General features: G+C 50.6%; 11 protein-coding genes. 10 read left to right on the forward strand and 1 reads right to left on the reverse strand.

Features of this window, described 5'->3' with window-relative positions; all coding sequences use genetic code 11:
• The first annotated feature begins 103 nt into the window (after window positions 1–103).
• Window positions 104–1,132 carry a Gfo/Idh/MocA family oxidoreductase gene (locus MHI43_RS05180; RefSeq protein WP_341283233.1) on the forward strand — a complete coding sequence of 343 codons (1,029 nt, stop codon included), beginning with the start codon at window positions 104–106 and terminating at the stop codon, window positions 1,130–1,132.
• 658 nt (window positions 1,133–1,790) lie between these two features.
• Here MHI43_RS05180 and MHI43_RS05185 read toward each other — a convergent pair.
• Complete coding sequence (locus MHI43_RS05185; RefSeq protein WP_036661828.1) at window positions 1,791–2,327, reverse strand: hypothetical protein; 537 nt, start codon at window positions 2,325–2,327, stop codon at window positions 1,791–1,793.
• Between the two features lie 144 nt (window positions 2,328–2,471).
• Between MHI43_RS05185 and MHI43_RS05190 the strand changes: the two genes are divergently transcribed.
• The 9 genes from MHI43_RS05190 to MHI43_RS05230 all read left to right on the forward strand — a co-directional run bounded on the left by MHI43_RS05190 (window position 2,472) and on the right by MHI43_RS05230 (window position 14,100).
• Window positions 2,472–3,323, forward strand: coding sequence for a hypothetical protein (locus MHI43_RS05190; RefSeq protein ID WP_036661825.1), 852 nt, complete (start codon window positions 2,472–2,474; stop codon window positions 3,321–3,323).
• A 29-nt stretch (window positions 3,324–3,352) separates the two neighbouring features.
• Window positions 3,353–3,793, forward strand: coding sequence for a hypothetical protein (locus MHI43_RS05195; RefSeq protein ID WP_036661824.1), 441 nt, complete (start codon window positions 3,353–3,355; stop codon window positions 3,791–3,793).
• Between the two features lie 123 nt (window positions 3,794–3,916).
• Window positions 3,917–4,669 (forward strand): superoxide dismutase family protein, encoded by a 753-nt coding sequence (locus MHI43_RS05200; RefSeq protein WP_036661822.1) that lies wholly within the window; start codon window positions 3,917–3,919, stop codon window positions 4,667–4,669.
• A gap of 286 nt (window positions 4,670–4,955) precedes the next feature.
• Window positions 4,956–5,909 (forward strand): sugar ABC transporter permease, encoded by a 954-nt coding sequence (locus MHI43_RS05205; protein ID WP_012819174.1) that lies wholly within the window; start codon window positions 4,956–4,958, stop codon window positions 5,907–5,909.
• Window positions 5,906–6,751 (forward strand): carbohydrate ABC transporter permease, encoded by an 846-nt coding sequence (locus MHI43_RS05210; RefSeq protein ID WP_036661820.1) that lies wholly within the window; start codon window positions 5,906–5,908, stop codon window positions 6,749–6,751. The genes MHI43_RS05205 and MHI43_RS05210 overlap by 4 nt, the downstream gene beginning before the upstream one ends.
• Before the next feature lie 111 nt (window positions 6,752–6,862).
• Entirely contained in the window at window positions 6,863–8,587 is a 1,725-nt protein-coding gene (locus tag MHI43_RS05215; RefSeq protein WP_036661817.1) for a sensor histidine kinase, read from the forward strand.
• Between the two features lie 113 nt (window positions 8,588–8,700).
• Window positions 8,701–10,026, forward strand: a complete 1,326-nt coding sequence (locus MHI43_RS05220) for an extracellular solute-binding protein (RefSeq protein ID WP_036661816.1) — start codon at window positions 8,701–8,703, stop codon at window positions 10,024–10,026.
• A 354-nt stretch (window positions 10,027–10,380) separates the two neighbouring features.
• Window positions 10,381–12,003 carry a response regulator transcription factor gene (locus MHI43_RS05225; RefSeq protein WP_036661814.1) on the forward strand — a complete coding sequence of 541 codons (1,623 nt, stop codon included), beginning with the start codon at window positions 10,381–10,383 and terminating at the stop codon, window positions 12,001–12,003.
• Window positions 12,004–12,018: 15 nt separating this feature from the next.
• Window positions 12,019–14,100, forward strand: coding sequence for an alpha-glucuronidase family glycosyl hydrolase (locus MHI43_RS05230; RefSeq protein WP_036661813.1), 2,082 nt, complete (start codon window positions 12,019–12,021; stop codon window positions 14,098–14,100).
• The last annotated feature ends 20 nt before the right edge of the window (window positions 14,101–14,120 follow it).

A 14,120-nucleotide genomic window follows, 5' to 3' on the forward strand; every position in this document is an offset into this window, starting at 1 on the left:
GTTTTGTACATCCAAGTGTACGGGCTGCAGTCCCTTGATCTATAATAGGGGACATGCATGCAATGGCAAAATTCAATCGCGAATGGAATAGGAGAACAGAATGATGAAACAAAAAATGGCCGTCATCGGCTTAGGGCATATGGGCCGGCATATGATTCACCGCTTACTGCCTCAATATACGGAGAAGATCGAAGTGGTCGCCATTTGCGACAGTGATGAATCCAGTTTGCATCGTGAAGCTGCGGAAGCTGGGATTCGCCCAAGGCTGTACACCGACTATCGCCAGCTGCTGGATGAGGTGACGCTTGACCTGGTGTATATCGCGGTTCCGCCGTCCCTGCATTATGACGTGGCCCGGATCGCATTTGAAAAAGGCGTCCACGTCTTCTGCGAGAAGCCGCTGGCCAATAGCTTGACCGAAGCCCGGAGTCTGGTGGAGCTGGCCGAGAAGGCCGATGTGCTCCATGCGGTTCATTTCTCGCTTCCGCTCGATCCGGCCGTTCTGAAGCTGCAGGGATTGCTTGAGGATCAGGCGATCGGCCGGATCCAAAGCATGGATCTGTACCTGGAGTTTCCGCAGTGGCCGAGGGCCTGGCAGCAGAATCCTTGGATCACTTCAAGGCAGCAGGGTGGATATCTGCTGGAGGTCGGCATTCACTGGATCCAGATGATCCAGCAGGTGTTCGGGCCGATTACGCATGTAAAGAGCGAGATCGAGTTTCCGCCGGATTCGAATCAGTCCGAAAGTCGTGTCCAGGCCGTACTCAGATTACATCATGATATCGAGATTCGCCTGTCGGGAACCGACCAACGGGAAGGGGAGGAGCGTGTCTCCCTAGTAGTGCACGGTGAGGAAGGAACCTTGTCATTGGAGAACTGGTGCAATCTGTACCGAAGCAGCAAGAATACCGATCTGCAGCCCGTACCTGTGGACGACGTCGTCAGCCCGCTGCCGATCCTGAAGCAAATCGTTCAGATTCTAAACGGAGAGTCCGGTTTCATCTATGATTTCTATGACGGGTATAACGCGCAGGTTGTTTTGGAAGCCCTGCGTAAGCCGGGTAAGGGCTTTACGGATGTAAGACCTCAATTGATGGAGGACCAAACGGAAGGGTTTATTGTAACGACCTGATGGGTGAATTGTTCTGTCATAACAAGGACGCCATCTTAGATGGCGTCCCTCTGGTGAGGCTGTTCAATGCGATAGCGAGTTTGTGTTTCGGTACCTTGAAGCAGGTTCATGACGAGGTTTCCGCATAGGGTGCATGTGGAAATTATAGCGAGTTGGTAAGAAAGTAATACAGGTTGAAATCACATCGCGTTGAGGTGATCCATGGTGTTCGTGCAACTTAGCAGTTTCATCACGCTCGGCCTGTAGAGGATGACATAACCCTCTTGGCTCCTTTGCAGGCTGGGCCTTATCCCAAGGGGCGTGATGGAATGAAAAGCAAAGGCAACAATCGTACTCGTTCGTATTACCGTCATCATCGACGGAGAGTGATCCAGCGTAAGAGCAGGCTTGCTAAACAGCTTGGTTGGCATGCCAAGTTTACAGGTGAGTTTGCTAAGGGGAAGATTCATTGCTCTTGCAAATATTGCAGGGTGAAATCGAGAGAAATCGGATGGCCTAAATCTGATCTTGTAAAACTTGCACGTATGAATGAGTTTAGTAGTTTGGAGTAGAGTGTTAGGTTGAATGTGGGAAAGGCCGTAGATGGTAATGTCTACGGTCTTTATTTTGCTCAACGATGTTCAATAAAAAAACGGCAGGGTATACCCTGCCGCTTGCTCTACTCAAGATCTTCTAGAATGTATGTGAAAACATCGTCTACAAGCTTCACGATACTGCGTATTTCCTTATCGAATGTCGAGCTCGTGATTGTTCCTTTATTATAAGAGTCGACGTTCAGCTTGACTCCGGAAGTTTTGGCTAAAGAAATTTCTTTAACTTGTCCATTGAGTTCTTTTTTCGTTTCCGCTGTTTCCTTATTGCAGACTTTCTTTGCTTCACTAAGACTTTTCTTAGCCTTATCAAGTGTTGCCTTCATCTGACTCAGTTCCGTCTTGCTGGCTTTGGACTTCTTAAGGTTGTTGTACTTGGATGTCAGCTGCTTGGATTGATTCGTGAGGGTGGTTACATCGGAGCACACAGGAGCTTTATATGTCCGAATAGCAGACTTAACCTCCTTTAACCTCTTGTTGTAATCCTCAAAGTAGATCTTATTAACCTCGGAGATCGACATTTTGATGGAGGGTGGGGCGGCATATGCCTGTGACGGGAGAATTAAGATAGCGAACATCAACAAAAGGGCTAAAGTCTTCTTCATTTATGTATGAACACCTCTCTATAAGTAGTAACATTATCATACCTTAATTTGGGTCTAATCAATAGATAGAGAAAAGGATATTCACAGGCTCCCACAGAATACATGAAGCTGCAAACATTTTTTGAGATTTGAAGGGGATTTGAAATGAAGACGAAATTAATCATGGTTGAGGGCCTGCCGGGGTTCGGCAAGTCAACGACGTCCCGTATGATTCATGCCATTCTTTCCGAGCACAACATCGAGTCCCGGCTGGTGATGGAGGGGGATACCAACCACCCGGCGGATTATGAGGGAACCGCGTGTCTGACGGAAGAGGAATTCGGGCAGTTGCTGGAAGTCGCAGGCCCTTTTAAAGAAATATGGATCGAACGGGCTGTCAAAAAAGGCAGCTGGAATCTCTTGCCCTACCAGAAGCTGAAGAACGAATATGGCGCTTCTTTTCCGGATGATCTATATCATTCGTTGGCTAAGAAGGATATTTACGAGCTCCCGCTGGACCTCAACCGGTGGCTCATCACCGATCGGTGGGAGGCATTTGCCGAGCAGGCGCTGCATGAGCCTACCGTCACGATTTTTGAGTGCTGTTTCATTCAGAATCCGGTGACCGTCGGCATGGTGAAGCATGATGCGCCGGAAGATCAAGTGACGGACTACGTGCTGGGGCTGGAAAAAGCGGTCCTTTCGCTAAATCCCCTCCTGTTCTACATTGAGCAGAACGACCTGGAATACGCATTCCGCAAGGCCGCCCGGGAACGCCCGGAGGCATGGTCCACAGGGTTTGCCCATTACTACACTGGACAGGGGTACGGCAAACATCACGGCCTGGAAGGCGTCGAAGGGACTCTGCAAGTATTGGAGGCCCGGCGCGAGTTGGAGCACAGGATCTTGGACAAGCTCGGACTGAACAAGGAGTTAATCAATAACTCCCTTTATGACCAAGAGACGTTCAGAACCATGCTAATGGACAAGCTGAAGCGGCATGGAATCATCCCATAATATTTTCATAGATAAGGAAGGATTGTTTAATGAAGCGATTACTCATGATCATGATGCTCTACATAACGGCTCTATTGGTAGGCTGCGAGAAGGAACCCGGTTGGGAGACGATGCAGCTTCTGGACGAACAGGTTGCCGAAATCCGGATTTCAGCGTTCGAGACATGGGACGAGATGAATGGGGATACACTGTTGTCCTTTAAGGAAGCGAAAGATGTAAGAGCGTTTGAGGAAGCGATCCGTACCGCCCGCAAGCAGCCGGATGATGCCAAACGAACGGACCCGGATTACGATGTGATGGTCGTCTATGCCCAGCAATCTCCGATCCATGCCGTCAAGCTGTGGTTAGGGGAAGAGGGTCAGGAAAGTGTATTCAGCTATGGGTTCAAAGATTGGGGAGAAGATGTATATGTGGTTTCCGCCAAACATACAGATCGGATGAGAGAACTCATTTTGCCAGAGGGGCGTTAAAGCCGTCATCGGAGCCCCTCTCTGACCAACGCCGAATGCCTCATATCCCATAAAATAACGATTTGGATGTATAAAATCAGAGGATTGGGAGATGAATGATATCATCATTCAGGAGGCGATGAAGTGAAAAAGTTGACCAACAAGTTAAAATATATGGCTGGAGCGTTTCTTGCCGGAGCCCTGCTGATTATAGGGATTATGTTCGCTGCTGCGAATCCCGAAGGCACCTTAGATACGATTCAACACACGATGTCTAAAATAAGCCATTTCGTTAACGGCAAGGACAACGCCACCGCTGACGGTCCATTTGCGGAACAAGAGACGGCGACCTCTGATCCTAAGATTCCTACCGACAGCAGCGATGCGCCAGCTCGCATGGTTTCAGATCCGGTTAACCAACCCGTGTACTGGGGCGAGGCTTCCAGGAAAGAATCCCTGGGGCAGCCTGTAGTCAAGCTGTACAATGCGGCGGGCGAGCCAGTTGGCTCTGCTACCTTGGAGCAGATCAATGACGGGGTGAAGGTGAAGATTACCGCATCCGGCCTCACTCCAGGCAAGCATGGGTTCCATGTGCATGAGAATGCCATTCAGGGAACGGATTTTAAATCTGCCGGAGGGCATTTTAATCCGACCCACAAGCATCATGGCCTGGAGAATCCGCAAGGAAGCCATGTCGGCGACATGCCGAACCTGGTCGTGGGCGCGGACGGCACCGCGGAAGCGGAGACGATCATTCAGCATGGCACGCTGGAAAAGAACCAGCCGAACTCGGTGCTGGGACGCTCGTTGATCATACATGCCGGCGAGGATGACAATGTCACCGACCCGGCGGGCAATTCCGGCGATCGCGTGGCGGGCGGGAATATACCGGAGTAATCTGGCAAGTTGATAGTACATCCGTTTGCAGCATATGAAATTCAGTGAAAAACGCATCTCCACGGGGAGGTGCGTTTTTTTGTTAAATTATGCTAGTTCAAGTGCACCTGGAGAATTAACCCCGCAGGATAAAATTGAATTACTCGCTTCGACGCGGTGGGGTTCTTGGTCGTATTCATTTCTGATGACACATTCTGAAAATATTGAATGATTTTGAACAATTGTCTCATGTAGTTCCCGGCGGCTCTCCTTCTATACTTAAGGTACTGAAAAGGAGAGTGAATTCATGGAACGAGCAACATCTTTAGCATCCGAAATACCTGTTCGCAAAAAGCCATTTCGCAAGCGCTGGGACTCTCCCCTTGCAGGTTATCTGTTTATTTCCCCTTGGCTGATCGGATTTCTGGCGTTGACAGCCTATCCGATGCTGTTGTCCCTGTACTATTCCTTCACAAATTACACCCTCATGAAGCCGATCGAGTGGGTCGGCTTAGACAATTACGAGCGCATCATTACGGCGGACGACAAATTTGCCCAATCACTCAAGCTCACGTTTTATTATGTACTCGCCTCGGTGCCGCTGAAGCTAATTGCCGCGCTGATGGTTGCTCTCCTGCTAAAAAAGGCCGTGCGCGGGATATCCGTCTATCGAACGGCCATTTATTTCCCTTCCTTGATCGGGGCGAGCATCGCGGTTTCCCTGCTATGGAAAAATATTTTCGGCGTGGACGGCTTCTTCAACCAAGTGCTTGGATTCTTCGGAATTCCCGGAACGGGCTGGGTCACGAACCCGGATACCGCATTATGGTCTCTCATTGGCTTGTCGGTATGGCAATTCGGTTCATCGATGGTGATTTTCCTCGCAGGCCTGAAGCAGATTCCGAATGATCTATATGAAGCCTCCGCGGTGGATGGCGCGGGCAAGCTAAAGCAATTTTTCAAAATCACGCTTCCGATGCTGTCACCCACGTTATTTTTCAATCTCATTATGGGGGTCATTAACTCCTTCCAGATGTTTACGCCTGCTTACGTCATCACCGGCGGCGGGCCGATGAACTCTACCTATGTCTATGCGTTATACCTGTATGAACGGGCATTCAGCCGCTATCAGCTGGGTTATTCCTCTTCCTTGGCCTGGATCATGCTGATCTTGATTGTGGCTGCCGCCGTGATCATTAACCTGACTTCGAAATACTGGGTATTCTACGAATCCGAGAGTCAAGGAGGGAAAGGAAAATGACCAGACGCAAATGGAACCCCGTGATCCGCCATTCGGTCCTCATTATGTTCAGCTTGATTATGGTTTATCCGGTCATTTGGTGGATTGGCGCCTCACTGAAAACGAACCAGGAGCTCAGTTCCCCGTCCATCTTCCCGTCCGTGCCGCAGTGGTCCAATTACATCAACGGATGGAATTCCGTTCCGGGGTTCACCTTTACCGACTTCTATTTGAATACCTTCTATTTAATTACTGCGGTGATCATTGTAACGGTGATTTCCTGTACGCTGGTTGCCTTCGGATTTGCAAGACTGGACTTTCCGCTTCGAGGCTTCTGGTTTTCTCTGCTCATGCTCACCCTGATGCTGCCGGGCCAAGTGCTCATCATTCCGCAGTATGCGATGTTCCACCAATTTGGTTGGGTCAACACCTACCTGCCGTTTATCGTGCCACATGCATTAGCGGGAGGGGCGGGAGGAACCTTCTTCGTCTTCCTGCTCGTTCAATTCATACGCGGGATCCCGCGGGAGCTGGATGAATCGGCCAAGATCGACGGATGCAGCTGGTTCGGGATTTATTGGAGAATTGTGATGCCCTTGATGAAGCCTTCCATCGTAACGGTAATCATCTTCTGCTTCTTATGGAACTGGGATGATTTCCTTGGTCATCTCCTGTACATTAATTCCGTCGACAAATACACGGTAGGCTTGGCTTTGCGGATGATTAACGATTCACAAGGAGGCGCGGAATGGGGACAATTGCTCGCAATGTCGCTCGTATCCATTCTGCCGGCTACATTGCTGTTTATATTTGCCCAGAAATATTTTGTAGAGGGTGTGGCTACCACAGGACTAAAAGGGTAGTAGCTAGCCCTACCGTTATATTATAAAATGAGGAAACATTGAGGCAGCGGTACGCCGCACAGCTTCAATGTTTTTTTCTGATAGGAATGTAAAGCATGGAGGATGAGAATTATGATCAATCCCTTCAAAAAATACCGGATCGATTCCCTGTTTATTATTTGCTTTGCAGGGCTGATCACGATTGTGCTGGCGATCACGGTATGGACCAGTTATGTCATGACTTCGCGAGAATTGGCCGAAAACACGTCGTATTATCAAAAAAGACTGCTTGAGGAGCTGAACAACGAAATTACGGGCCGCCTGACGTCGATCGAGCAGATATCGCTGACCACGTCCAGGGACAATGATTTACTTACGTTTCTGTCGGGAAAAGAAGATGAGTTCAACCACTACAGGAGGTCCAAGGGTATACAGGAAGCGCTGGCTCATCTCACCTATTCGATTCCGCAAATTCAGGCCATCGATTTATATATGGAACAGCCGGAGTGGGGGGATCGGCAGAGCTATATTCAGTTCCATGGATTAACGGAGGCTGCGACAAAGCCATGGTATCCTTTGCTGCAGAACAATGACTTCTCCTGGTCAGAGGAGCATGATTTAACGACCTATAATGGGAACGTGCCTGTGCTCAGCTTTTCCCGCAAGGTGTACAACAACTCCCGGTACTTGGGTATTCTTGTCGTGCATGTGAAAGCGGATTGGATCCGCGGGATTCTCGAAGGATACTCTAAAGATTCGAACCGGATGCTGCTGGATCTGAACGGCAGGGAGCTGCTGAGCGTCGGGAAATCAATGAGGGATGCCGGATTACAGGAGCAGGATTTGCGGTTCACGGACCAATCCGGTGTGTCACGGCTGCATACACAGCCGCATGGCGTCGAGTCTCTGGTCGTCTATTCCAAAGTCGCCGACTCCAACTGGATGCTGGTTGAGATTACCCCTTGGGAGAGAATTACGTCAGGCAGCGTCAAGCTGGCTGGAGCCATTATTACCATCGGCATCGGAGCCCTATTGCTGGCTTTCTTGTTAACGCTCTGGTTAAGCAGGCAATTGTTGAAGCCGATCGCCCAGTTAGTGAGAGCGATGAAGAATTACGATGTTGGAGGGAAGCAAGCGGAGCTGGCCGGCGATTACACGAATGAATTCGGCATTCTGTTTGCAGGGTTTCGCAGACTGAATGAGAGAATCCAGGCATTGTACGCATCCCTTGCGCAGCGTTACGAGCAGCAGCGCAAGGCGGAAATCGAAGCGCTACAAGCCAATATTAACCCACATTTTCTATATAACACCTTGGACCAGCTGAACTGGATGGCGATTGCGGAGGGACAGGAGAAGATGAGCCGCATTCTGGAGCTGATGGGCCGCATGTTCCGCATCGGGTTATCGCATGGAGAAAGCTTTATTACGATTGAAGAAGAGCTGACTCACGTCGCATGCTATTTGGAAATCCAGCAGATCCGGTGGGAAGACGGTCTGGAATACGAGGTGCATGCCTCCCAGGAAATCCGCAACTTATTCATTCCCAAAATGACGCTCCAGCCTTTCGTCGAAAATTCAATCATACACGGATTTAATTCAAGGCAAAACGGCCGAATTCAGATTAAGGCAGAGGAAGAGGGCAGCCGGGTCCGAATGACGATTATCGATGACGGGAGCGGGCTTGCTCCTCTGAGCAAAGGGAACCATCGCCGCAAAGGAGGTTACGGGATCCGGAATGTGAGAGAGCGGTTCTCGGCGTTCTTCAACGATGATTATGAGATCCTCGTTAAAGATGGAGAGAATGGAGGAGTGGTTGTATCGATCGCCTTTCCAAGGCTTGAGGAAGCACAGCGGTAAAGCATAATCAGACGATTTTATAATAAATTGTGCATCTCTCTTATACTCCAGTCATCTCTGAATTGATAGGATACATATTGACCACAATATATTGTTTTTAGGGGGAAGTCGGCATGAACAAATGGAAGCGATTGCAGATTGTCGCGTTATGGATGGTGTTCTCCTTGCTGGTGGCGGCATGCGGCGGTAACGGAAGCACCAACTCAAGCACGGGAAGCACAACCTCAACCAAGAACAATACACAGGCCGAAAGCGGTTCGGCGGCGGAAAATGTCAAGCTTCGGATTATGTGGTGGGGTTCGCAGCCGCGTCACGAAGCTACACTGAAGGCATTGGAGACCTATACGCAGAAAAATCCGCACGTTACCTTCGAGCCCGAATATTCCGGGATGGACGGTTACCTGGATAAACTCTCCACGCAAGCAGCGGCGCATAACGAGCCGGATATTTTCCAAATGGACCCGGGCTGGGTTTCGGACTGGACATCCCGCAACCAGCTCGAAGAGCTCGACACCAAGGTTAAACTGGATGAATTGACGCCGAGCCTGCTGCCAATCGGGCAGAGAGACGGCAAGCAATACGGCGTGCCGCTGGGATCGGTTGCTTTTGGGATGATCTACGACAAGGCGGCTCTTGAGAAGCTGGGCGCGACGATGCCGAATGACGGCTGGACATGGGATGATTTCTTCGCATTGGCGGAAGAGGTAAAGCCTAAACTGGCGGAAGGCCAATATTTCACGCTGGATTATGCCGGCAACTACTTTATGTTCAGCGCTTATCACTATGCCAAGGGCAAAGGTACCTTGATTACGGAAGACGGCAAATTCAATATTGATGAAGCGACTTTCCTGGAATGGACCAAGAAGTTTGAACAGCTGCGCAAGGACGGACTTATACCTCCAGCCGATTTGAACGCATCCGACAAGGAAATGGATCCGACGGCAGACCTGCTGGTCAACGGCAAAATCTTATTCCGCTACTCCTTCTCCAATAACTACACCACATGGGACAGCATGAAGGAAGGGGCGTACGATCTGGTTACGATGCCGCGGGCCGAGGAAGCGGGAGGCTGGCTGAAGCCGTCCATGTACTTCAGTCTTTCGCCTAATTCCAAGCACAAGGAAGAAGCGGCAAAGTTCATCGACTGGTTCATCAATGATCCGGAGGCAGGGGCTATCCTTGGAACTGCTCGAGGCGTGCCTGCCAATGCCAAGATCGCCGAGTCGCTCATTCCGAATCTTCCGGAGGGCGAAAAGGTCGGGATGAAGCTGATTGACGCAACGACGCCGGACGGACAGATATTTACGACAGGGCCGGAAGGCTGGGTGAACTTCATCGATAAAGACTTCCCGCTTGTCCGGGATGAGCTGAGCTTCGGCAGAACAACACCGGAGAAGGCCTATGAATCGTTGAAGAAGGCCGCGCAGGAATATGAATAGATCATATAAAATGAGATGAGAACTAGATGGATGCTAGCAAGGGAGTAAAATGATTCGGTAAAAGCTTTCTGAAAGAAAGCTGCATCGAAAGCTGCATCGGAAGCCTAAACCCAGGGGGCGCCTTTGTGACCGGATTTTTACCACTTAATATAAAATCCAAAAATCCGGGAGCAACAGCGATCGTAGGAACATTTTACGTACTTGCCCCCGCATCCAAATCATTATTTCAGCTTTATTGTTCCGGTCTACTCCCGGTTTACGTCATGCCTGAGCGGTTTCATAGCCTATCGGGCATGGCGTATTACCGTTAGGGTGAAGCATTGCCTTTTTGCAAATAAGAAGGAGGATCTTCAGATGTGGAAGATAGGAATCGTTGATGACGACCGCGCCGTGCTACAGGGAATCCGAAAAGCCATCCCTTGGGATGAACTGAATGCAGAGTGGGCGGGAGAAGCCTTGAACGGGGAAGAAGGGCTTGAAATGATTGAATCGGCCAGCCCCGACATCGTGATTACCGATTTATATATGCCTGTCATGAATGGTCTGGATATGATCGAGCAGCTGCGGAAGAACACCGGCTATTCAGGAAAAGTGATCATTCTGAGCGGTTACTCGGACTTCGAGTATGCCCGTCAAGCCTTGCGCCTGAACGTGAGCGATTACTTATCCAAGCCGATCAGCCTTCCGACGCTGAAGTCTGTTTTAAATGAAGCCATATCCGATTTGGAGGAGCAGGAAGAGCTGCGCATGAAGCAGGATGAACTGCTCCAGAAGCTGCAGCTTTACGAGCCCTTCGTGGAGAAGGAGTGGGTCAAATCGGCCGCAGCGGGTGCACTGCAACATTCAGGTCTCCAAACGGAAATCCCGGAGCCTTATCGGTATTGGTCCGATTTCGATCATACGGTCATTGGCATCGAGCTGATTTCCGATCAACGGGCAGCTAATCTAAGCTTGCCGGACTGGAGCCTCCTTCGATTTGCAATCAGCAATATGGTGTGCGAAATTACGCAGGCGGCATTCCCCCGCTTCGACCATACGGATCTCCACACCAACCGCTCCGTGGTCATTATTCATCATGATCGAACGGGGTCTGTCGAGCGAGTGCGGCAGCAGCTGGAACAGCTGGGTGTCCGATTAATCGACTGTGTGCAGAACTACTTGAAGCTGAAGCTCCGAATCGGCATCGGGGATCGCAAGAGCAATATAAGGGAAATCGGTATCTCGACAGAAGAAGCCTTTCGTGCGATCGATGTGAATACGCAGCCGGCGGTTCCGGAGTATGAGCTGTATTTCTACTGTGCACAGGAGCCGGGCAATGCGGAGGCCAAGTCTCCCGTTCGTCCTGTTAAGCTTTACCTGGAGCTGGCCGGTTCGATTCGAACCTCGCAAGAACATCAGGCACAAACGATCATCAGGGACTATATGAAGCGATTGGAACAGCAAGGGGGCATCACCAAACCATACGTCAGTATGCTGGCAGGGGAGCTATGGGGAATTATCGCCTTTGCTTTCTATGAGACGGGGACCATCGTTGACGATTTCTTCCCGAATGATAGCATTACGCGCGAAATGGCGAAGCTACAGCGTCCATCCGAGCTTGCGGAATGGCTGATCACCAAGATCGGGCTCGTGTTCGGCAGCCGCGAATGGGGCGGGAACGGAAAGCATCGCCAGGCTGTCGACTTTATGATCGAGTACATTCACGAGCACTATGCCGAAGATCTCACACTTGGGGGACTGGCGGATAAGGTATATATTTCGAGAAACTACTTGTCGATGATTTTTAAGAATATGACGGGGGAAACGTTCAACAATTATCTGACCAGAGTGCGGGTCGAGAAGGCCCGTGAGCTGCTGATGGAGAAAAATGCATTGGTGTACCAAGTGGCAGAACAGGTCGGATATAAAAACATTCCGTATTTCAGCACGGTATTTAAGAAATTCACGGGCATGAACCCGACGGAGCTCGTGAAATGATCATGAGGAGGCATTATGAATAGCAGTTATGATCCGGCATGGTTGCAGGTTGATGGGAGCTCGCTGAAGCATGCTGTGGCAATAAAGCCGCTGGAAAGCTATTTGGGCAAGATCGTGACCGCGCAGGCGGTTTCTTCGCAAGTATTTCGTACAGCGATTCAGGAGTTGACCACGGGCATTGCTCTGCTGACAGGTAAACAGCCCTTCATTAGTGAAGAGATGGAAGCCGGCCCCTGCTTGGTCGCAGGGACGCTGGGGAGCATCGAAGGGAAGTTGCTTGACGGCTCGCCGGAAGCCGAGGAAGCCGGACGTGTGGGAGATGAAGGTTACATCATACGCCGCGTCGTAAGAGAAGACCAAGATTTCATATTCATTGCAGGAGGATCGGATAGGGGACTTCTGTACGGGGTTTTTCATTTTATGCGTCTGCTGCAGACGGGCCAAGCGAACGAAGCGCTTGATCTGATCGAACATCCGAAGTACCGGCTTCGCATGGTGAATCAGTGGGACAATATGGACGGAACCATTGAGCGCGGATATGCGGGCCGATCGATATTTTATAAGGACCATACCATCGCTTCGGATCTGACTCGTGTCCGGGCGTACGCCAGAATGCTGGCCTCTGTCGGGATTAACGGAATCACGATCAATAATGTGAATGTGCATCAGACCGAGACGAAGCTGATCACGCCGCAATTGCTACCGGATGTGGCACGCGTAGCGGATGTGTTCCGCGATTACGGCATCGTCCTCTATCTCAGCGTGAACTTTGCTGCACCGATCGAGCTGGGGGATATGTCCACGGCTGACCCGTTAGAACCGGCCGTTCAGAATTGGTGGAAGCAGAAAGCGGCCGATATTTACCGGTACATTCCTGACTTTGGCGGATTTCTGGTCAAGGCCGACTCGGAGAACCGTCCCGGCCCGTTTACCTATGGACGCCATCATGCGGATGGAGCCAATATGCTGGCAGAAGCGCTGGAGCCTTACGGCGGACTCGTCTTATGGAGATGCTTCGTGTACGATTGCCATCAGGATTGGCGGGATCGCCAGACGGACCGCGCCCGCGCCGCATATGATCATTTCAAGCCGCTGGACGGCAAATTCAAGGACAATGTGATCCTGCAGATCAAGAACGGTCCGATGGACTTTCAGGTCAGAGAGCCGGTATCGCCATTGTTTGGAGCGATGGAGCGAACGAATCAGCTGCTGGAATTCCAGATTACGCAGGAGTATACGGGACAGCAAAGGCATGTATGCTATTTGATTCCGCAATGGAAAGAGGTGCTCGAATTCGATACGCTCTGCCAAGGGGAGGGCAGCAAGGTAAAAGATATTGTAGCCGGACAAGTGTATCCTTATCAGTACAGCGGCATAACAGCCGTGTCCAATATTGGGGATGACCTCAACTGGACCGGTCACTACCTTGCCCAGTCCAATCTTTACGGCTATGGCCGCTTGCTGTGGAATCCGGAGCTGACGGCGGAGGAGATCGGCGAGGAATGGACCCGGATGACCTTTGGACCCGATCCGGATGTGACGAGGACCGTGATGGATATTCTGATGGAATCGTGGCCGGCTTACGAGAATTATACCTCCCCGCTTGGCGTGGGCTGGATGGTCGTGCCGCATGTTCACTACGGTCCTGACGTGGACGGTTACGAATACTCCAAATGGGGAACGTATCATTTCGCGGACCGCGACGGGATCGGCGTTGACAGGACGCAGGCGACGGGAACGGGGTACGCCGGCCAATATATTGGCGCCAATGCGTCGATGTATGAGCGATTGGAGACTTGCCCGGATGAATTGCTGCTATTTATCCACCATGTTCCGTATACCCATGTTTTAAAGTCCGGCAAGACGGTCATTCAGCATATTTATGACACTCATTTTGCAGGAGTCGAGCAGGTAGAACAGTGGCTCGCACGCTGGGATGCCTTGGAGCATAAGCTTGATCGGCAGCGCTTCCTGCATGTTAAACAGCGCTTGCTGAAACAACTGGAGAGTGCAAAGGAATGGCGCGATGTTATCAATACGTATTTTTATCGAAAATCGGGGATAGCAGATGAGCATCATCGCGTGATCTATTCGTAGGGGGAAGGGCCTTGAATTTC

This window comes from Paenibacillus sp. FSL H8-0457 (genome assembly GCF_038051935.1).
Classification (GTDB): domain Bacteria; phylum Bacillota; class Bacilli; order Paenibacillales; family Paenibacillaceae; genus Paenibacillus_AQ; species Paenibacillus_AQ lautus_A.